Origin of the sequence: Peribacillus sp. NJ11 (genome assembly GCF_030348405.1) — a bacterium.
GTDB lineage: Bacteria > Bacillota > Bacilli > Bacillales > DSM-1321 > Peribacillus.
In genome coordinates, this window is the sequence record NZ_JAUCFO010000001.1 from 3,977,157 (window position 1) to 3,996,115 (window position 18,959).

An 18,959-nucleotide genomic window follows, 5' to 3' on the forward strand; every position below is an offset into this window, starting at 1 on the left:
TTTAGACAGGTATATAAATCATAACAAGATAGAGAATGATTAGCTAGTAAAATTATATTGTTGGAATTAAAATGAGGCAGCTGAAGCATAGAGGTACCAACAATTAAAACGGAAGAATAGGGGGTAGAGAATAAACAGGAAAAAGCACTGAAACGACGATGTCATTTCAGTGCCATCAGATAATTTCCGAATACTCACTTAATAAAGAGCTGATTTTGCTAGCATGGTGATTGTCGCATCATCCATCGGAGGATTATGAAGTCCTGCGCGTACATCCCTATAATAGCGTTGCAGGGGATTTGTCCGTTGTAAACTTTTGGCTCCGACGACTCTCATCGCTTTATCGACAATCGAAATCGATTTATTGACGACCGATAACTTAACAGCACCCAATTGTTTCGATAGTTCATCATGATCTTCAGGGTGCTGCTCCCATTTTTCTGCGACAGAGTAGAGAAAATGGTGTGCCTCGCTCAATTCCAATTCCATCTCCCCAATTGTCCGTTGAACATTCGGAAGGTCCCTGATTGGTCCTGGTAAGCTATTGGGAGAATAGGTTTTCGCAAATTCAACTGCATAATTTCTGGCAGCCACTGCAATTCCCAAATAGCAAGCCGGTATATGTAAGAGCCATGCTTCAGGTTTCCTGTTTCCACCAGGTTTACTTTTCATGAGTAAATGCTTTTTAGGCAGGCTGACGTCATTTAACACCAAATCATGACTTCCTGTTCCCTGCATGGAAATCATATCCCAAGTTTCTTCTATACTTACACCGATTACATCACGATGGACTAAAAATGTGCCTAAACACTCATCCTCGGGTACCCATGCCGTTACAAGAAAAATATCAAGGACGGGTGAGAGTGTAGTAAAAGTCTTTCTTCCATTCAAATTCCATTGTTCACCCTTTTTGATAGCGATCGTTTCCGGACGGCCGCCACGCGTCGGGCTTCCTGTTCCAGCCTCAGATGCTGCCGTGTTGATGAGGGCGCCTTTCGACACTTCAGAAAACAATTCATTCATGGCCCCTTTTTCCCAGGGTCTTTTCTCGGTTAAGGATAGGACCGTTCCGACATGCCAGCCTATTCCTAAAGCTGTTGGACCACAATACTGAGCTATTTTTTCTTGGCATAGGAGAAAATCATATAAGGAACCGCCATTTCCCCCATCTTCTTTGGCTAAGGTCAATTTAGGATATCCGAATTCCTTTAACTCCTGAATGTTTTCAAAAGGAAAACCCTTTGTATCATCAAGAACTTCAGATCGAGCGGAAAAGGACTGAATCGCTTCCTCTAATTTTTGTATATATTCTTTTTGCTCCTGTGACTGAAAAAACGACATGAAGATCATTCCTCCTATAGTAAACAAATTCATGAACCATCCAGCAGCAGAAACAGCAACTGCGAACACCACTTTATCTTATCATCTTAGTTTAGTTTATGGTTTGAATCTGCCATTTAAGAGTCAATGTCTTCATTTTTATATTCTTTGTTAGCATTCTTATAAGCTTTCTTCGCCTGATCAATATCTTTGTTTTCGATAAAGTAAGCTATCGCGGCTTGCCCGATTCCATACGTGACAGCACCCGCTACCGCACCGGAAACGGCTAGACCAGCCCCTGGTATGAAACGAACTGCAGCCCTGACACCCTCCCTGACAAGGAGACCGATTCCAACATTGATGCCTAATGCTGTTATGAATTCACCTGCCGTTTTTGTATTGATGTCCTTATCCGCGATAAAACCAATCACTACAATCATCAACCCTTGAATGCCGGTCAAAATGGGAAAATCGGCAAAAGGTATTGGCTCTGCACCGATTAAACCGGCAATTGCCGTAAATGTTCCCACGATCGTCCTCGCGAATTTCTTCTTAACGATTTGGCTTTGCATGGCTTTGGCCGTCTTCAGCTTCGCTTCACTGGGTAAGGCCTCGATCAAGTAATCAGAAAGCAAATCGATGTTCCAACGCATATCATATTCAATATTTCCGCTTTCATCGAAATCAATATACGAACAAATCGGAATGATGTTCAATAGTGGGATTTCACTTTCGTTAAATCGCTTAGCCATCAAAGCGATCGCTTCATCAATATTTTGCTTTTTCTTTGGATTGGCATCAAAAGGTGCTTGTTTATAATGTGGAGGATCTAACTCATCCACCTGGGTGACCACACAGATAACGGGTACATCATAATGGTGATTCTCTTTAACAATCTTGCGCAGCTTGTTCAACTCTTGCAAATCCTCTTCAACCCGTGAATCCGTTTCTTTAGCTTTAATCAAGAAAAGAAACACATCAGGCTGTTCTTCGGTTACCGCTTTTATCAATTCATCCATTGGTGTTTCTTCTTCAAATTCTTCCGTTGGAGTTTCACTCTCACCCAACCCGCGGGAGTCCAGCAAACGTATTTTGGGCTCAGCATCACTTGGGTACCAAAGCCATTTTCCCTTACCCGTTCCAGATTTAACGGAACTGACATATTGCTTTTCCTGACCAAACATCGCGTTGATCAGTGATGATTTTCCAGACCCACGCCTTCCGACAAGAGCAATTCGCGGTTCTCTTGCATCAACCGTCATCGTTTTGAGCTTCAATAGCTGGTCGAGCATTTTGTTCTTTTTCGATTGTGAAATGGGCAGCTTATCTACCTGGCCTTTAATGAAACTGAATATGCTTCCCATTTCATCGTGTCTTTCCACCATCACGCATTCCCCCTTGTTAAGAAGTGTTTTAAGTAACATTTACCCTTTAACGATTCAATTTAAGCATGTAACTCGAATCTCCTTACAAACTTAAGGGGCTCCATTTCTAATAATTTATTTAAGCTTTTTCTTTTAAGAACATTACGACACTCGCCATGTATTTTTGAATTTCCTGTACTTGAAAAGCAGCCGAATCCGCAATCTGTTTATAATGATGCTGTCCTTCATCGGTGATTCGTAAATATCGTTTTGTTCGCTTTTCACTTTCCCATCTGCCGACAAGAAGCCCGTTCTCTTCCATTTCATGAGATAAATCGTATAAATAGCCGTTAGACGCAATCCAACCGAACTGATTTTTAAGCAGGTCGCCAATTTCACCCATGTAAATAGGCTTCTTAGTGAAAGCAGTTTTTAAAGTAACATAACGGACAAGGTCCTTCACAGATATTATTTTCGAGAAATACGACCTGTATTCTTCAGGAAGTTCATTAAGAACCGGGGGGTTTTCACCAGATCCCCTTAAATCGAACATGAACCGATCAATGACCTTCTTCACTTCGGAAAACCGTTCCAGGAAATTCTCTTGGTACCATATGTAAAGCTCTTTTCCTTTTTCAGTTATCTGATAATAATTTCTTCCTTTATTCGTATATAATGATAAATGGTTGGATTCGACAAGCATATTGGATATTTTACATAAATAGTCATAGCTATGCACTTTTCCAGTAAACGTATTTTTTAGGTCCTGATGGATCGCCCTTGGATAATTCGCTTTTAATTTCAAAGAATGCAGTAAGAAAATCGTTAAAAATTCCCGCTGGCTCAACCCAACCGATTCAACCGTTGTAGACAGTTTTTCCCCTTTCTTCACTGTCAACCCCCCTTTATATCCTTTTTATAAAACTCATCAATTAAATATTTCTTCCTTATCCCTTATTATCCTGTGCTGCCACATAATAGTAAAGTTTTTATTACCTAAGTACTTAGTACTGATTTTTCGTATTTAATCTATTTTGGGATGAGGGGATTCAGAATATTCTGTCGAGGTTTATTGTAAAATAGTTTAAAACAAAAAAAGAAGAAACGGTCCGCGATTAGGCCGTTTCTTCTTTTTGTTTATTGTTCCGTTAAAATGATTGGATTTTCTTTTGTAATAACGAGAGTATGTTCATATTGGGCAGAAATCTTTCCATCTGCCGTTCTCGCCGTCCATCCGTCTTGGTCCATTTTCATATGCCATGTTCCTGCATTCAACATAGGCTCAATGGTGATGACCATACCTTCTTTAAGACGGGCACCTTTACCTGGTTTACCATAATGTAAAACGGTTGGGTCTTCGTGCATGGTTTTTCCGATACCGTGTCCTGTAAAATCACGGACAACAGAAAACTTTTCACCTTCTGCATATGACTGGATTGCATGCCCAATGTCCCCGAGACGATTGCCTGCACGTGCAACTTCGATGCCTCTATATAGAGCATTCTTAGTTACATCCATTAAACGTTGAGCTTCATCTGAAACTTCACCGACTGCATATGTCCAAGCTGAATCCGCCAAACCACCGTTTAGGTTCACCACCATATCAATCGTTACGATGTCTCCCTCTTTCAGGGCTTTCTTTTGCGGGAAGCCGTGGCAAATTACATCATTCACAGATGCGCATGTTGCATATTTGTAGCCGTTATAACCCTTTTGTTCAGGTGTAGCACCGTGCTCTGCCAAGTATTTATCGACAAACTCTTCGATTTCCCAAGTCGTGATGCCCGGTTTTATCATTTTAGCGATTTCTCTATGCGTCGCAGCAAGAAGTTTGCCAGCTTCATGCATCAAATGTATTTCTCGTTCACTTTTAATAGTTATCATTTAAAAATCCTCTTTCGTTTTATATCTTTTCTGATTTAATCTCCTTAGTTATCATATGCCTTTTTTTATATAAAAAGCAACCAAAAACCCGGTAAAAATTCACCGGGTTACCTGTAATTCCGAGAAAAATATGCATTTGAATTACAAAAGTGCTAAAAATGGAGGCTAGCGTTTGCGTTTTTACACAAATGAATATTACAGGTGTGAATTACCTAGAACATTATAATCACCATAGGACTTAATTCTTAAAATTCTATATCGGCCCATGTGCATTAATCGGGTACAGATTCCCATTTAACGCAAATGAAACTCTTCCTGTTTCCTCGGATACTACCAATACAAGGGCATCACTTCGTTCAGATAAACCTAATGCAGAGCGGTGGCGTGTTCCAAGTTTTTTTCCCCCTGTTGATCTGTCTGAAAGCGGGAGGACATTTGCTGCGGAAACAATCTGATTTTGACTAACCAAAACGGCACCATCATGGAGCGGATTTCCAGGAAAAAAAATTGATTCCAATAAAGAATGGGTTAACTCCGCTCCTATTGAAATACCGGGTTGAATCAATGAATCAAGAGGATCTCCCCGTTGAATCACAATCAACCCGCCATGTCTCAAATTCGACAGATTTTGTACGCAAATTGATAATTCGGGATATTTGTCTGTAAACGGTGACAAATAACAGTTCAAATAAAACGTTGCTGCTTTCATATCGATGTATATAAATTTATCCTTTATTTTCTCGAAATTTCCAAGAAGACAATAACTTTCGTCACCCATTGCGTCTAAGTTATCCTGTAATGCCAATATTACTTGACGTAAATCCTCTTTTAACATTTGTTTCATTGGTGAAAAATCACAATTGCCATTATTCACAGGCATGCACCTCCCTCCTTTTATTATTTCACTTTCTTTTTTTCAATAAATCTCAATGGGCCTCTAAAAGACCATTCTTATTTTCCCTAGCTCTATTTATGCCTTGTTAAATTTATAATTATGAATGTACTTAAAGTTTGTCTTCACGATAATTAATTATTCATCTTTACTATGACTTCACATTTTTTTTTGTCATATGGACAAGGTAATAGAATAGATATGTTAATGACCTGTTGAAAGATATCCTATAATAAGAGGTGGTATTAGATGCCTAATGTAACAGTATTTGATCAAGGAACGTTTGAAGTTGAAATGGGAAAAAAGTTAGTATTAGCATTGGAAGACAACGGTATAAATATTCTCCACCGATGCGGAGGGAAGGCTAAATGCACAACTTGCAGAGTTGAAATATTGGCAGGTGATTTTTTGGAGGACACACATAAAGAAAAAATGAGCTTTGAGGAAAAAGGAATGGAAGATCATTTGCGTTTATCTTGTCAAATTTACGTGAATGGAGACATAACCATTCGGCCGATCAAGACGGAAGAAAACTCTGGAATTCCTGCTGGGCCAAGGCCTCCTGACTAAATAGTTTCATAAGTGCCGTTGTTTAATCAAAAAACATCAAAACGACTAAAAATAGTTTTTCTAGTCGTTTTGATGTTTTTTTAATCTTTAGCCAAAAGAGTTACTTCTTTTCCATGACCGCAAAGTAATTATCTTCATTATCAGCAAAATTGAAGACTCTTCCAGATGGCATATTTACAAGTTCTCCCACCTTGATATTCTTCTCCGAAAAGTCTTTATATAATTCATCAAGATTATCCGAGTAAAACATTAACGAAGGTGTATTAAGATTTAATTCAGGCTGCATTTTAGCAATGAATTCCTTATTATGCAGGATGATGCTCGTTTGTGCTTCCTTTGTTGGGGCTATTTCAATCCATCTTAGTCCTTGGCCGTTATCTTCTTCAGAAATTACGCTAAAACCGAATTTTTCCGTCCAAAATTTCAATGACTCGTCTTGGTTATTTACATATAACATAATTTGACCAACTTTATTAATCATTTGCTTCTCTCCCTTTCTGCTGGTTCCGTTATTCAAGATATCATCTACGTATAAGCATGATGTTGGTTGGAAATATATAACTGATATAATCGTATTATAAATGCAAGATTTAATCAATATTTACCATAATTCAATTTCCCGTCTTTTGGGAAGTCAAATAAATAAACATTTTTTGAATCCGGACAATTGCTTAAAAAAAGCAGATATCTCTTACGAATTTCGCTTTATTATTTCTTCTACATATTCCAAGAAATCTGTATGTGTCGAATTCCCTTCCAGAAATTGCGCTACCACAGTTAATGGTACTATAACTCTATCTCTCTTTTTGGAATAAAGAACCGTCTCTGATTTAATGCCCCTATTCACCCCATCAAGTGTAGAAGAAAAATGATGTACAGAATCATATTCATACCATTTATAATCTTGATTTATATGCCTTCTTATAACTTCACCGATATAGGCACCTATCCTTTTCACAAAATTATCAAAATGAAACTTTAAAAGTTCACTACCCATTTGAGTAGTACTTAATCTTTCCGTATAAGCATCTATATAGCGAATGCTTTCAATAGTGAAATCTAAATTTCTCTTTGTTAGGTTCTCTTGATCCCAAGTATCTTCTGACACATCCTGATACATTAATTTCGCAATGCCTTTTAAATCATTTTTTATTAATTTTGTTCTATTTAAGGAACCGAACATATGTCATTTCCCCTTTATTAATTATCTAAGAGTTAATTAAAAGTCTCCCCCGGTAGTTAAGAAAGGCTATGCAATCTTTATATACAGAAATTTGCAGGACTTTTCGATTTTCCCCAGAACTTCTATACAGAGTATTTCTAAAGGAGAGTGGAATGGTGGTTCTATCGAAAGAGGGTTTATTAAATATATTGGAAGGCAACAGGAGATTGACGATGCGGGTGGTGGAAGCCTTTCCTGAAGAGGAATTATTTCACTATACACCGGCCGGGAAGCTTCGCCCTTTCGCAGAGATGGTTAAAGAAATCATGAACATTGAGACTGGATATATTCGTGGAATTGCACTTGGTGTATGGGAGTATCCAGATTCGTTTGCTGAAATTACTACAAAAGAGGCACTATTATCAGCATGCGAAGCAGTAAGGGATGATACTAGGAAACTGTGGGAGGAAATGACCGAGGAAACTCTTGGAGTGGTGGAAAAGGATCCCTTTTTCGGTCCCTCACAAAGCCACTTTGATAGACTTCAATATGCCTTGGAAAATGAGATCCATCATAGGGGACAGGGTTATATCTATCTAAGAATGCTCGGTATTGAACCACCGGAATTTTTCGTCAGGTAATAATGAAACATTATGTCATTAAACTTGTAGCAACGAAAAAGAAATAAAAAAATAGGAGTGAGATAAATGTCAGTTGATGCATATCTTAATTTTAATGGAAATTGTCGAGAAGCTGTAGAGTTCTACGCAGAGGTTTTTGGAACGGAACAACCAAATATCATGACCTTTGGGGAAACACCGCCTAATCCGGAATTTACTCTTCCAGAAGAAGCGAAAGATTTAGTTATGCATACAAGGCTAAATATTAATGGAAGCAATATCATGTTTTCAGATACTTTTCCTGGTATGCCTTTTGTTGAAGGAAACAATATCAGCCTGGCATATGTCGGTAATGATTTGGATGAAATTAAATCGATCTTTAACAAACTAAGTGATGGCGGCACGGTTGGTCTAGAGCTCCAAGAAACATTCTGGAGTAAAATTTACGGTCAATTAACCGATAAATTCGGAATCAAATGGCAATTTAACTTCGAGGGCTGAGAAATGAAATTTGGATATAGGACTTTTCACTGGTGAAAAGTTTCTATATCCTTTTGTATTTCCATCACCAGGAGGCAAAGATATTGTAACTAGCATAGGGAACTAATTTTTCGTCAATCCTTAGAGACGGAGCTCTATATATAGGTCATTAAAATTAAAGGAAATAGTTAAATGATAGTGAAAAATGAATAAACAAAACGGCTTTTGACTTCACCCTAACCCTTACATGATTTTTTTGGTCATGATAAATGGTGTATAGTAATGGGGTACCTTCAAGATATTTAATCTTAACGAATAAATTCGCATTTCCCTTATAATATGTTTCGAAAATGGCTAAACATGAAAACAATAAAGGAGAAAAAATCATGAAAAATAAAATTCAAAAAATCACAACAAACTTGTGGTTTGATAGACAAGCTGAAGAGGCGGCGAAGTTCTACACTTCCATCTTCGAAAATTCTAACATCGGAAGAATCACCCGCTATGGAAATGAAGGAAATCAAATCCACGGGATGCCAGAAGGATCAGTGATGACCGTGGAATTTGAACTGGAAGGCCAAACATTCGTAGCATTAAATGGCGGTCCGCAATACAAATTCACCGAGGCAATATCATTTATCATCAATTGCGATGATCAAGAAGAGGTGGATTATTATTGGGAAAAACTTTCCGAAGGCGGAGACAAAAAGGCACAAGTGTGCGGTTGGCTGAAAGATCGATTTGGTGTGTCATGGCAAATTGTCCCTGCGAATCTATCCGAGATGGTCAACGACTCCAATCCTGAGATATCGGAAAGAGTTATGAAAGCGCTGCTCCAAATGAAGAAAATTGACATTAAAACTTTAAAGCAGGCGTATATAGGATAGGATCTAAGAAACAACTATCTAGTGAGTTGTGTTTATTCGAAGTGACTTAAGCCTAATTTCTAGGTATTGCAGGTGTGAAAGTAGGTTTTGTTAATTGAATTTCCTAAAAGTTAAAATCCGCATTTTTCTGGCGATACCCCATGCCCATCAAGCTAACACCAATGAGTACTTAAAGTAGATCTATTTCTGTCCAGTTATTGAACCTTCGTAATCTCACAAGACAACAACATGAAAACATAACTGGCGTTATGATTCAAACAAAGCTTCAATTTCAGGCAGTGCTTGAACAAGTATTTCCTGAATATAAAGGAGTTTTTGGAGATTTATATTCTGTGGTGTCACTCTTAACTCTTTTAGAGTTCCCCTCTTCAGAGGACATTTTGAAGGCAAGTGAAGAAGCAATTACAGCAAGGATATTTGAGTTATGCAAGAGTAGATCAATTAAATGGGCAAATGAAAAAGCGATTCAGCTTAAAGCTGCGGCAGCTCGTAACCCTTTTGAAAAGACAGTCTATCAGAGTCATATTTTAAGCCTTGGTATGTATATAAATATTCTTCTTCAGTACAAAGAGCATCTATCAAAGTTAGAGGCAGAGATAGACGCCCTCGCTAAAGAAATTGAAGAATATACTATCATCAAATCTATCCCAGGTATCGGAGAAAAGATCGCAGCAACGATTATTTCTGAAATTGGTGAGATAGATCGATTTAATCATCCTAAAAAACTTGTAGCTTTCTCTGGAGTTGATCCTAGTGTATTCGAATCTGGTAAGTTTACAGCTACCAAAAACAGAATCACTAAAAGAGGTTCTAGCAGACTTCGACACGCCTTATATATGGCAGTTCGTTGTGCTATTCGTGACTGCCGGAAGTCTAAGACAACTGATGAAATTATCCCTCGAAATAAGAAGCTACGCGTGTTTTATGACAAGAAGCGCGAGGAAGGAAAGCCTTATAAGGTAGCCGTCATAGCCTGTGTAAATAAGCTCTTACACTGGATTTTCGCTCTATTAAAGAACAAAATGACTTTCCAAGATATTGTTTAAAATTTATATTTAACTAAATAGAACAAAACCTTCCAAAGAAGAGTCTGAAGGAAGGTTATTTGGTATGCCTATTTTTAGTATATCACGTATGTTTTTATCTTTTTATTGAAAAATGTTGACAAACTATTAGCTGGTTTAGTTCCATAAGAAAAAGCTGCCTTAAAGACAGCTCCGATCTTCAGCTAACGCACCCGTTAGTTTTAGTACAATCCTTCACAAGACTTTCAATTGGCAACTGGGTACCCATCTCTTATAGCTCTAACTATGACTTCATAATCCTCCATGCCATGCTTTTGGGCGATTTGAGCCAAAGAATAGGCCAGTTCATTCCGTTGTTCTTCCTCTATCGGCACATGGACTTTAATCGTTTTGTTATCTGGATTGACTCCGATCGCTATAATATCATATTCATTAATTACCTTATTGCTTTCTTCCATGAATGCTCAGCTCTGCTCTTCCTTTTTCTGATTGTCTAAGTAATCATAGACTATAAAAAGTATAAACGCGGCCATCAGCACACCTAACCTAGAAAAACTCGTTTTTTTAATTTCTTCACTTTATATCTCCTTGTCCAAAATTCTGTCTCTTTTACATCCTTTTTAACTTTATTGTTGGTTTAAAATAAAGTTTGATCAATAACACCTCGCAAACCCACATTTTAGGTTAAATTAAAATAATCCGTTTTGAAAAAAGATTGATCAAAACGGATTCTTCTCTTGTGAGTTAGTATACATTTTTTATAAAAAAGTTTGATCATTTTATGGCTGTGATCTTCCGCAATCGCGCCCGATTGATGAAGATCGTTCGTTTGTATTTTCATGTAATAATCTAACTCGTCTAACGACACTTAACCCTTTTCCCATTCCATTAAAAATTCTTCCTCGGAAGTCTGTTCATCTAATGTTTCTTCTTTTATTACAAAGCCATTTTTCAAATAGAAATCAACGGCTTTTTTATTTCTCTTGTACACTTTTAATTGTATATTTTCCCTTTGTCTTTTTATAAAATCTAACAATCCCTTTCCATATCCCCCACCTTGATGCTTAACATCAATAAATAATGCAGCCAAATAATTATCCATTATCGATACGAAGCCGACAACATCTTTTTCATTACTTACAACATAGGTTTCAGACATTGGGATATACTTTTCTTCCATCTCCGTTTGCTGTGATTTCCAATAATTCTTATCAATAAAGTCGTGTGCTATTAAAGAACCTTCATACCATATTTCTACTAATTTATTGACTTCTGTATTCTTGTTTGATCTAATATTCACCTTATCACCCCTATAGATCTCAATGCTTTATTCAATTAAATGGCCCGTTTGTTGAATTGTCGCAATCCAGCTTGTCAACGTTATTGTATCAATCTTTATTATTGTTGCTTTGAAATAAAGTTTGATCAAAAACACCTCACAAACCCGTATTTTATGGTAAATAAGAAGAATCCATTTTAAAAAAAGGATTGATCAAAATGGATTCTTCTCTAGCATATTTAAGTTTTGATTTTATAAAAAAGTTTGATCATTTTCTACCTTTGATCTTAAACAATAGCGCCCTATTGCTGAATATTAAAAATGCGATTTAGAGTAATTATTTTTCAGTGGCTCTATTGCCCATTGCAATAGAAATTCTATTCCAAATGTTAATTTGATTAATTATTAGAACAAGGTCAACATACTGTTTCTCATCATAGTGTTCACGTACTCGTTGATAAAGCTCATCTGGAACACGTTTTGTCGGGATTAATGTCACATGCTCTGCCAACTCTAAAGCTATTTTTTCTGCTTCTGTATAGAATTCACACTCTTGCCAAGCACTAACACAGTATATTCTTTGTTCTGTTTCACCCATTTTTCGAGCATCTGCTGTATGCATATTCAAACAATATGCACAGCCGTTAATTTGAGAAACACGAATTTTAATAAGCTCACGAAGTTTTCGTTCGATTGCTGTCGTTTTCGTGTATTTTTCCATATCCATCATAATTTTCATACCATCAGGTGCAATTTCATAATAAGAAACTCTTTGGCTCATAAAGCAAGACCCCTTTGATTTAGTATAAGACTATTATACCCTTACAAGAACATCTGTACCATTTTTATAAAGGAATTGCTATACAATCTGGCCCTTTTCTGGAATATCATTATGTTATTTTTCCCATAAAAAGTCCTTTAGACAAATTACATCCAAAGGTGCAAAGCTTCGTAACTTTTTTATAAACGTCGTGACTTTATTTTAAACATCGCATCTTTTTTACAAACATCGCGACTTTGTTTTAAATCCACAATTATAAATTATCGAACTTTATTTCAAATGATCAATCTTTATTATAAATTATCAAACTTTGTTTCAAAGCCACATTTATCATATTTATCTATCTGTAGAACTATCTGGTATTAAGATGATCAAAAGCGACATGAAATAGGCTTTTCTCTTATTAAACTAAACTGCCCCGTTAGTTCCATAAGAAAAAGGCTGCTGTAGCAACCCCCTTAATGAAGTAAAGCACCCGTTAGTTGAAGTAAACATAAGCGATACGAAAAAAGCGCATATGATGAATCCATTATGCTATGCTAACCATAGACTGACAAAGGGGGAATTATGTACATGTCATTTTTTGATAAAATGAAAGCAAGCATCGGAATCGGTGCAGCGAAAGTGGATACAAAATTAGAGAAAGTTTCATACAAACAAGGAGAAACGGTAAAAGGGAACGTGTTTGTCCTTGGAGGAAACACCCAACAAGAAATCAATGGGCTGTACATCCATGTGATGACACAGGTTTTGAGGGAACAGGATGACCGTACGTATTTAGATGATGTTACCATTAACAAAATAAATGTTTCGGATGCATTCGTCATTGAAAAAGGCGAAGAAAAGGTGATTCCGTTTTCCTTGCAACTTCCGTACGAAACGCCAATCACGATAGGGGACGTGTCTGTGTGGATGAAGACGGAAATGGATGTGACGTTCGCATTGGACCCTAAAGATAACGATTATATAAACGTATTTGGAAATGAAACAGTCAGTAGCTTCCTAAAAGCAATCGAATCATTAGGGTTTTACTTGAACAAAGTGAAAAATGTACCCTTCAAACGTAGCAAAACGGGTGTCTTTCAGGAATTCGAATACAAGCCAAAGGGCGGTCCATTCCAAAGAAGCCTTGATGAGGTTGAAATCGGATTCGTCGCGGACGCTCAATCCGTAGATTTATTCATCGAAGTGGATAGAAAAGCAAGAGGACTTTCTGGTTTTTTGGAAAGAGCAGCAGGAATGGATGAATCCAAGATCCGAGTGCAATACAAACATTTCCAAAAAGAAAGTGTAGAAACAGCCAAGCAAGAACTAATGGATATACTATCCCGTTATTCTCGATAAATTGGATTTGTTTATCTGCCTTATATAAATCCCATACATCAGTTAAGATCATACCTGTTTCTCTCCAATCTATACCATATTAATAGACAGTATAGACAAAAGAAGAACTATTATACTAGATTAGTAGATTTTTCATTAAACAATAACATCTGTTAGTTAAAGAAGAAAAACTGCCTTAAGACAGCTCCAATCTTCAGCTAACGTACCTGTTAGTTGAAGATGATTATTATCGGTAATTATTGTGAACAGGTTTAAACAAATCTTCATTAGTATTTCTAACAAGTGAAAAATTGTTTACATTATAGTGACCGTGAAGGGTTTCATTGTGATGAAGGATTATTTGTTTTGCAGATAAGTTTTTGGAATCAGAAGTAGAATGTCCATCACCAACTAATGTTACATCAAAATGATTGATTGTTGCTGTTCTAACAGCTGTATCAATACAATGTTCCGTCTTACATCCCATTATTACAATATGGTCTACATTGTTTTTACTTAAATGTTCGTGTAATGGAGTGCCATAAAACGAATTTGTGGCAGCTTTATCAAATATGATAGCAGTTGATGGTACTTTAATATCCCTGTGTATCTGGAATCCAGATCCTTCTCCATTTGAAACATCTAAATCTCTTATAAAAATAACGGAGATACTTTCATTTATCGCTATTTCAATTACAGTATTAATGTTATTAACGATTTTTTCTTTCTCAAAGACTCCTTGTTCTTCTTTATTACCTTCTATTAATTCCTGTTGAGCATCGATTATCAGTAATGTTTGTTTCAATATTTTCCCCCCTAAAGTTATTAGCAGTTAGTTTTCTCCTGTTTTTTATTAAATATCAGATAGTATGTAAGCACTTCTTACTAAGCTCTTTATATTTTCGTCAAAAGATTTACTAATACCTTCTTGAACTATCCTGCCCCGATAGTTGCATAAAGAAAAAGCTGCCTTAAAGACAGCTCCGATCTTAAGCTAACGCACCTGTTAGTTGAAGATGAAACACTATTTATTATTTATTAGTTTTCCGCCCTTTGATTGATAAAGTTTCAAGGACTTTCCCAGTTCAGTTCGTGAATAATACTCCACTTCGCAGTAGTAGCTGCCTTCTTCTGCACCCTGATAATTCTCAGGAAACGAAATGCTATGGTTTCCAAAGTTGGCTTCCTGGTGTCCTCCTCTTACGTTACTGAATATAACGATCTCATAGTTCCCATTATATTGTTTCGTCTTATCAGCTAAAACGTTAGGCAGGTCTAACAAAGAATAAACAAATAGGGTCCCTGATAGGAGAAATAAAGAGGCGACTCCAAGAATGTCCTTGATCGGTATCTTATACGAATCTCGGTTTTTCTTTTTCAATTTATAAAAATGCCAAAAGTAAGCCGACATTCCCACAAGCATTACAAATGATAAGATTAGTAAAGAGAAATACTGTGCCAAAATTCTTCAATTCCTTTTTTAGAGTTTCCTCTTATACGTTTTCCGAATCAATGATGTTTCAATTCATTTCTTGCCAAAATAACCCATAGAAAGGAATGAAACCTTATTGAACTATACTGCCCCGTTAGTGCCATAAGAAAAAGAGCTGCCAAAGCAACTCTCTTATCGAAAGCAACTGTTAGTGGGACAAGGAAGGATTAAGTGTATAGTTCTTTTTTTAAAGTCTTAATTCCATCAATTACACTTTTTACATTTTCATCATTATTCAATTTGTTTCTTGCATGGAGCAAAACTGGTCTAACAGATTCTACCGAACGTCCAAAATCGTACATCCATTCATATCGAGGAACCATCCAAGTATGGAAATGGTGGGTAGTATCTTCATTATAAAAGTAATAAACATGTTCAATCCCTAATACTTCCCTTTGAGCTTTTCTAATCATAGATAGCAAGTTTATGTAATCAAGCTTTTCTAGGTCATTTAACTCGTCAAAGCACTTAATATGGCGTTTAGATGCTAAAATTACTAAACCTTTAATGGGATATGCAACGTCTTGGTGAGCATGAAAATATTCAGTTTCGACTATTACACCACCATCCGGCTCTATTTCCCCACTTGTTAAAGCACAACTTAAACATTCGACTTCAACTGTTTTTCCATTAGACAAAGTAATTTCCCTCATAATTCCCTCCAAAAACATAAAATTATCTCTCTTAAAAAGATAAAAATAAACAAACCCTTGTTGAGCTATCCTGCCCCTTTAGTTCTTTATAACATTATGTTAAGAATTGAAGCCATTTGTGTTCTGGTTCGTGCAATTGTATAGCATAATGAAGCCATTTTTTCCTCTGATTATTTAGATTGTCTATTGTCGCCATAAAGTCTTGATGGTCTTTTTCTCTTGTGTTTTTTACTTTATATAAAAGTACAATTTCTGGATTTAGATAAGGAATGCCTGTATCAGAATAACTCCAAACTGACTTAAGTGGGTGGGAAATCGTTAAATCCCTTCTGAATTTCCAATCATTTTTCTTTGTTTCATTTAGAAGAACTTCTAATTTATCTCCATTTGAATTATTCACAGCGTGTATTTCGTGAATAGGTAACTCTAAAAACTCATTTTCCCAAGTGTAAAATTTACCTTTAATAACCTTTTTAAAATCCCATTCTTTAAGATATTCCTTCAGATATAATTGGTCTTCTCGAAATAGTGCAATCTCTATATCGTGATGTTGTCTTGTTTCTCTGCCGATAAAAAGATCAATTGCCCAACCACCTGCAAAGAACCACGTTTTATTAAACCCTGACATTAAAGAAGTAATGTTATGACATTGCTCAAATGACATATGAATCCCCCAGACTAAAAAACTTATATCCTTATCTATTCTTTTTCTATTTTGAAAAACCTCTATACTGAATCCTTATGCAACTAACCTCCCTCAATAAACTAAACACAATCTCACGATTGCTCTAGAATTCTTAGAATTTCATAGCCATATCATTAACCGTTATCTATGTAAGCTCGGCAATACTCCTCAAGAATAGGGATTTACCGAAAAAAGTGCATGCTAAACTAGCCAATCATAGGAAAAAATTGGTTTAAGCAATGTCATGATCGCACTTTAGGATATCCACATGTCTCATGGAGGTCAACCCTCCCATTTCTCACAGAGTCGATGCTCCCACATTCCTTCGTTCAACCTTTCCATGAGGTGGATGTCGGTCATGCTGCCCCACAGGATCTAAGTCCTCACGTTAGTTGCTTTGCCGACTAATCCGTGCTTCACTTTTAAATAAGTGTTAATTAAATGACCGTGTAACCTTAAAATTCAATGAACTATGCGACTGTTTGATGGTCTACAAATGTTGCCATATGAGGGATATCCTTTAACATCTTGTCTTCTTGAAACGTAAATTGTTTTTTACCGATTGAAAACAGAATTCGAATAAGCTTGTTACACAAAGCTATCAGAGATTGCATTTTCTTTAAGGGATTGTGAGAACGTGTTGTGTAATATATATGAAGAGCTTTAAAAGCCTTGTTCTTTGCCACCAGTATCATGGCTGCCCGGAATAAGAGAGCCCTTAATTTCTTTCGTCCCCGTTTGGTAATCTTGGTCTGACCTTTGTGCTTTCCGGATGTGTTTTCTTTTAAACTTAAACCTGCTAATTTTACGATTTGGCGAGGATGTTGATAGTCTCTGAGGTCGCCGACCTCTGCGAAAAACCCTGCTACTGTATCTCGACCGATTCCTGACACCTCTAACATCTGTGTGACACCTGGGATATGGTCTAATTGATGATCTATTTCTTCGAATTTCATTTGAATAAAATCATACTTCTCTAGTAAAGCTCTCAACTCTAATTTCGCCATAGCTGCCCCTTGACGAATACCAATCGAACGATTGGCTGCTTCTTTAAGTGCTCGTATCTTCTTTAAGCCTATACTGCGTTTTACCACTTGTCTTAGGGAAAGTAAGAGCTCTTCATCCGTATACTTTACAAGTTCATGTGGCAAGGCTTCTAGCTTTAGAAAATGAATAGCTGCCTTGCCTTCCCAACTTTTGAACATCGTCAAAAATTCGGGAAAGTAACGATCAAGCCAGTTATGAACTTGTCCCTGAACGACCTGTAAATCAACGTTGAGAAGATCGCGAAGTTTTTTGGCCACTCGGAGTTCTGCATAAATTCCTCGTGGAATTGTTGGTTCGGCGTATCTTCCGTCTTTGACTAACTGTGCGATGACTTTTGCATCTTTCACGTCATTCTTTGTAGGTGAATTATCGTCTAATTCTTTACTTCGTTTAACATGTAGTGGATTGACTGATACGAACTTAATATTATTCTCTTTTAGAAGATGAGCTAGATTTAACCAGTAGTGACCGGTTGGCTCCATCCCTACAATCACTTGATTTAACTTACACCCTTTAACAAGTTGGGTAATCCAATCTAGAAACGAATGAAATCCTGCTTTCGTATTTTCAAAGAAACACGTTTTACCTAGTTCCAATCCTCTAAAATCTTGTGCTCTCGCGACATGATTGTGCTTGGCTATATCTACTCCGACAATTAAGGTTTCAGAAGTAATTTGAGAGATTTTATGATTTTGGTTATAATTCATTGTGAGACCTCCAAATAGATGTATTGTCCTTTTTAGCTGGCCAGCTCAGGACACATTCATCTTATCAAGAGGTCTTTTTTCGTTCAAACCTCATTTTCAGTTATTACAGGAATGCTGCCCCGTTAGTGCCATAAGAAAAAGGCTGCCGCAGCAACCCCTGTTAATGAACTAACGCACCCGTTAGTTTAAGTGTATTAAATCACAAACTTAGCTTGTTTTGTTTAATAAGAGAGATGTGCTCATTGAATAAGAAAAAGGCTTTACTCTTTATTGAAGTAAAGCCACACGTTGAACAAGTATATTAGATTAGTACATAAATCAAAACTATAATTCCTATTAACATAACAAAAAGGGCACTCAAGAACCCATTATTTATTAAAGATTTCCATAAATTCTTTTTCTCATTCTCATTAATTCTCATACAAAACCTCTTCCATTTTACTATTTCTTAATGAAGTAAAGCACCCGTTACTTGAATTAGAAATTTAATTAACTTTTCTTGGTCTTCTTAAAAAATAAATAACCAAAAACACCTAAAATTAATGCTATACCTCCGAAAACAATAACTTGATATATAATATCCCCTAACATAACCTGTTCCTCCTATTCTAAAAAAACATTTCCCTAAATCTATATACGAGATTTTTCCTAAAAAGGTTTCAACTGGTAGTTTGATTCTAAAAGTCTTATTAAACTAAACTGCCCCGTTTGTTGCATAAGAAAAGGAGCTGCTAATCAGCTCCTGGTAATGAAGTAACGCACCCGTTAGTTCATTAAGAAAAGCGATT

The 18,959-nt window shown here is 36.6% G+C and carries 21 protein-coding genes and 1 pseudogene; 6 read left to right on the forward strand and 16 right to left on the reverse strand.

What is annotated here, in order from left to right; translation table 11 throughout:
• Window positions 1-198: 198 nt before the first annotated feature.
• The 5 genes from QUF86_RS19560 to cdaS all read right to left on the reverse strand — a co-directional run bounded on the left by QUF86_RS19560 (window position 199) and on the right by cdaS (window position 5,448).
• Window positions 199-1,341, reverse strand: coding sequence for an acyl-CoA dehydrogenase family protein (locus QUF86_RS19560; RefSeq protein WP_289316412.1), 1,143 nt, complete (start codon window positions 1,339-1,341; stop codon window positions 199-201).
• A 116-nt stretch (window positions 1,342-1,457) separates the two neighbouring features.
• Window positions 1,458-2,705: a GTPase gene (locus tag QUF86_RS19565; RefSeq protein WP_289316413.1), complete on the reverse strand. Its 1,248-nt coding sequence runs from the start codon at window positions 2,703-2,705 to the stop codon at window positions 1,458-1,460.
• Window positions 2,706-2,823: 118 nt separating this feature from the next.
• Window positions 2,824-3,576, reverse strand: coding sequence for a PadR family transcriptional regulator (locus QUF86_RS19570; RefSeq protein ID WP_289335299.1), 753 nt, complete (start codon window positions 3,574-3,576; stop codon window positions 2,824-2,826).
• A gap of 245 nt (window positions 3,577-3,821) precedes the next feature.
• Window positions 3,822-4,568, reverse strand: coding sequence for a type I methionyl aminopeptidase (gene map / locus QUF86_RS19575; RefSeq protein WP_289316415.1), 747 nt, complete (start codon window positions 4,566-4,568; stop codon window positions 3,822-3,824).
• Window positions 4,569-4,821: 253 nt separating this feature from the next.
• Entirely contained in the window at window positions 4,822-5,448 is a 627-nt protein-coding gene (cdaS, locus tag QUF86_RS19580; RefSeq protein ID WP_483313655.1) for a sporulation-specific diadenylate cyclase CdaS, read from the reverse strand.
• A gap of 261 nt (window positions 5,449-5,709) precedes the next feature.
• Between cdaS and QUF86_RS19585 the strand changes: the two genes are divergently transcribed.
• Window positions 5,710-6,030, forward strand: a complete 321-nt coding sequence (locus QUF86_RS19585; RefSeq protein ID WP_289316416.1) for a 2Fe-2S iron-sulfur cluster-binding protein — start codon at window positions 5,710-5,712, stop codon at window positions 6,028-6,030.
• A gap of 100 nt (window positions 6,031-6,130) precedes the next feature.
• On the opposite strand, the gene QUF86_RS19590 is transcribed toward QUF86_RS19585, so the two are convergent.
• Entirely contained in the window at window positions 6,131-6,511 is a 381-nt protein-coding gene (locus tag QUF86_RS19590; RefSeq protein ID WP_063233829.1) for a VOC family protein, read from the reverse strand.
• 210 nt (window positions 6,512-6,721) lie between these two features.
• Window positions 6,722-7,213: a hypothetical protein gene (locus QUF86_RS19595; protein WP_289335300.1), complete on the reverse strand. Its 492-nt coding sequence runs from the start codon at window positions 7,211-7,213 to the stop codon at window positions 6,722-6,724.
• 152 nt (window positions 7,214-7,365) lie between these two features.
• Here QUF86_RS19595 and QUF86_RS19600 point away from each other — a divergent pair, with 152 nt between their 5' ends.
• From QUF86_RS19600 to QUF86_RS19615, 4 genes and pseudogenes are all read left to right on the forward strand, one after another.
• Window positions 7,366-7,833 (forward strand): DinB family protein, encoded by a 468-nt coding sequence (locus QUF86_RS19600; RefSeq protein WP_289335302.1) that lies wholly within the window; start codon window positions 7,366-7,368, stop codon window positions 7,831-7,833.
• A gap of 66 nt (window positions 7,834-7,899) precedes the next feature.
• The gene (locus tag QUF86_RS19605) at window positions 7,900-8,313 is read left to right on the forward strand and encodes a VOC family protein (RefSeq protein ID WP_289316419.1); all 414 of its coding nucleotides are present in this window, start codon (window positions 7,900-7,902) and stop codon (window positions 8,311-8,313) included.
• Between the two features lie 365 nt (window positions 8,314-8,678).
• Window positions 8,679-9,179 (forward strand): VOC family protein, encoded by a 501-nt coding sequence (locus QUF86_RS19610; RefSeq protein ID WP_289335303.1) that lies wholly within the window; start codon window positions 8,679-8,681, stop codon window positions 9,177-9,179.
• Between the two features lie 191 nt (window positions 9,180-9,370).
• A pseudogene (locus QUF86_RS19615) lies at window positions 9,371-10,225 on the forward strand (IS110 family RNA-guided transposase); the annotation flags it as partial.
• Between the two features lie 224 nt (window positions 10,226-10,449).
• On the opposite strand, the gene QUF86_RS19620 reads toward QUF86_RS19615, so the two are convergent.
• The 3 genes from QUF86_RS19620 to QUF86_RS19630 all read right to left on the reverse strand — a co-directional run bounded on the left by QUF86_RS19620 (window position 10,450) and on the right by QUF86_RS19630 (window position 12,264).
• Window positions 10,450-10,662 (reverse strand): hypothetical protein, encoded by a 213-nt coding sequence (locus QUF86_RS19620; protein ID WP_289335304.1) that lies wholly within the window; start codon window positions 10,660-10,662, stop codon window positions 10,450-10,452.
• Window positions 10,663-11,072: 410 nt separating this feature from the next.
• Window positions 11,073-11,504 (reverse strand): N-acetyltransferase, encoded by a 432-nt coding sequence (locus QUF86_RS19625; protein ID WP_289335305.1) that lies wholly within the window; start codon window positions 11,502-11,504, stop codon window positions 11,073-11,075.
• 316 nt (window positions 11,505-11,820) lie between these two features.
• Entirely contained in the window at window positions 11,821-12,264 is a 444-nt protein-coding gene (locus tag QUF86_RS19630; protein WP_289316422.1) for a carboxymuconolactone decarboxylase family protein, read from the reverse strand.
• Window positions 12,265-12,837: 573 nt separating this feature from the next.
• Between QUF86_RS19630 and QUF86_RS19635 the strand changes: the two genes are divergently transcribed.
• Window positions 12,838-13,608: a sporulation protein gene (locus QUF86_RS19635; RefSeq protein ID WP_289335306.1), complete on the forward strand. Its 771-nt coding sequence runs from the start codon at window positions 12,838-12,840 to the stop codon at window positions 13,606-13,608.
• Window positions 13,609-13,834: 226 nt separating this feature from the next.
• On the opposite strand, the gene QUF86_RS19640 is transcribed toward QUF86_RS19635, so the two are convergent.
• The 6 genes from QUF86_RS19640 to QUF86_RS28655 all read right to left on the reverse strand — a co-directional run bounded on the left by QUF86_RS19640 (window position 13,835) and on the right by QUF86_RS28655 (window position 18,762).
• Window positions 13,835-14,392 carry an isochorismatase family protein gene (locus QUF86_RS19640; protein WP_289335307.1) on the reverse strand — a complete coding sequence of 186 codons (558 nt, stop codon included), beginning with the start codon at window positions 14,390-14,392 and terminating at the stop codon, window positions 13,835-13,837.
• A 219-nt stretch (window positions 14,393-14,611) separates the two neighbouring features.
• Complete coding sequence (locus QUF86_RS19645) at window positions 14,612-15,049, reverse strand: hypothetical protein (RefSeq protein ID WP_289335308.1); 438 nt, start codon at window positions 15,047-15,049, stop codon at window positions 14,612-14,614.
• A gap of 197 nt (window positions 15,050-15,246) precedes the next feature.
• Window positions 15,247-15,732, reverse strand: coding sequence for an HIT family protein (locus QUF86_RS19650; protein ID WP_289335309.1), 486 nt, complete (start codon window positions 15,730-15,732; stop codon window positions 15,247-15,249).
• A 94-nt stretch (window positions 15,733-15,826) separates the two neighbouring features.
• Entirely contained in the window at window positions 15,827-16,396 is a 570-nt protein-coding gene (locus QUF86_RS19655) for a nucleotidyltransferase domain-containing protein (protein ID WP_289316426.1), read from the reverse strand.
• Between the two features lie 491 nt (window positions 16,397-16,887).
• Window positions 16,888-18,171, reverse strand: coding sequence for an IS110 family RNA-guided transposase (locus QUF86_RS19660; protein ID WP_289335310.1), 1,284 nt, complete (start codon window positions 18,169-18,171; stop codon window positions 16,888-16,890).
• Between the two features lie 489 nt (window positions 18,172-18,660).
• On the reverse strand, window positions 18,661-18,762 hold the full coding sequence (locus tag QUF86_RS28655; RefSeq protein WP_142398510.1) for an LPXTG cell wall anchor domain-containing protein: 102 nt from the start codon (window positions 18,760-18,762) through the stop codon (window positions 18,661-18,663).
• Window positions 18,763-18,959 lie beyond the last annotated feature (197 nt).

What these genes read in the sequence shown, in the direction of transcription:
- QUF86_RS19630 (WP_289316422.1), bottom strand. Translation starts at nt 12,264, where the DNA reads ATGAGCCAAAGAGTTTCTTATTATGAAATTGCACCTGATGGTATGAAA.
- QUF86_RS28655 (WP_142398510.1), bottom strand. Translation starts at nt 18,762, where the DNA reads ATGTTAGGGGATATTATATATCAAGTTATTGTTTTCGGAGGTATAGCA.
- QUF86_RS19600 (WP_289335302.1), top strand. Translation starts at nt 7,366, where the DNA reads ATGGTGGTTCTATCGAAAGAGGGTTTATTAAATATATTGGAAGGCAAC.
- QUF86_RS19595 (WP_289335300.1), bottom strand. Translation starts at nt 7,213, where the DNA reads ATGTTCGGTTCCTTAAATAGAACAAAATTAATAAAAAATGATTTAAAA.
- QUF86_RS19650 (WP_289335309.1), bottom strand. Translation starts at nt 15,732, where the DNA reads ATGAGGGAAATTACTTTGTCTAATGGAAAAACAGTTGAAGTCGAATGT.
- QUF86_RS19620 (WP_289335304.1), bottom strand. Translation starts at nt 10,662, where the DNA reads ATGGAAGAAAGCAATAAGGTAATTAATGAATATGATATTATAGCGATC.
- QUF86_RS19605 (WP_289316419.1), top strand. Translation starts at nt 7,900, where the DNA reads ATGTCAGTTGATGCATATCTTAATTTTAATGGAAATTGTCGAGAAGCT.
- QUF86_RS19585 (WP_289316416.1), top strand. Translation starts at nt 5,710, where the DNA reads ATGCCTAATGTAACAGTATTTGATCAAGGAACGTTTGAAGTTGAAATG.
- QUF86_RS19565 (WP_289316413.1), bottom strand. Translation starts at nt 2,705, where the DNA reads ATGGTGGAAAGACACGATGAAATGGGAAGCATATTCAGTTTCATTAAA.
- QUF86_RS19655 (WP_289316426.1), bottom strand. Translation starts at nt 16,396, where the DNA reads ATGTCATTTGAGCAATGTCATAACATTACTTCTTTAATGTCAGGGTTT.
- map (WP_289316415.1), bottom strand. Translation starts at nt 4,568, where the DNA reads ATGATAACTATTAAAAGTGAACGAGAAATACATTTGATGCATGAAGCT.
- QUF86_RS19560 (WP_289316412.1), bottom strand. Translation starts at nt 1,341, where the DNA reads ATGTCGTTTTTTCAGTCACAGGAGCAAAAAGAATATATACAAAAATTA.
- QUF86_RS19660 (WP_289335310.1), bottom strand. Translation starts at nt 18,171, where the DNA reads ATGAATTATAACCAAAATCATAAAATCTCTCAAATTACTTCTGAAACC.
- QUF86_RS19590 (WP_063233829.1), bottom strand. Translation starts at nt 6,511, where the DNA reads ATGATTAATAAAGTTGGTCAAATTATGTTATATGTAAATAACCAAGAC.
- cdaS (WP_483313655.1), bottom strand. Translation starts at nt 5,448, where the DNA reads ATGCCTGTGAATAATGGCAATTGTGATTTTTCACCAATGAAACAAATG.
- QUF86_RS19610 (WP_289335303.1), top strand. Translation starts at nt 8,679, where the DNA reads ATGAAAAATAAAATTCAAAAAATCACAACAAACTTGTGGTTTGATAGA.
- QUF86_RS19635 (WP_289335306.1), top strand. Translation starts at nt 12,838, where the DNA reads ATGTCATTTTTTGATAAAATGAAAGCAAGCATCGGAATCGGTGCAGCG.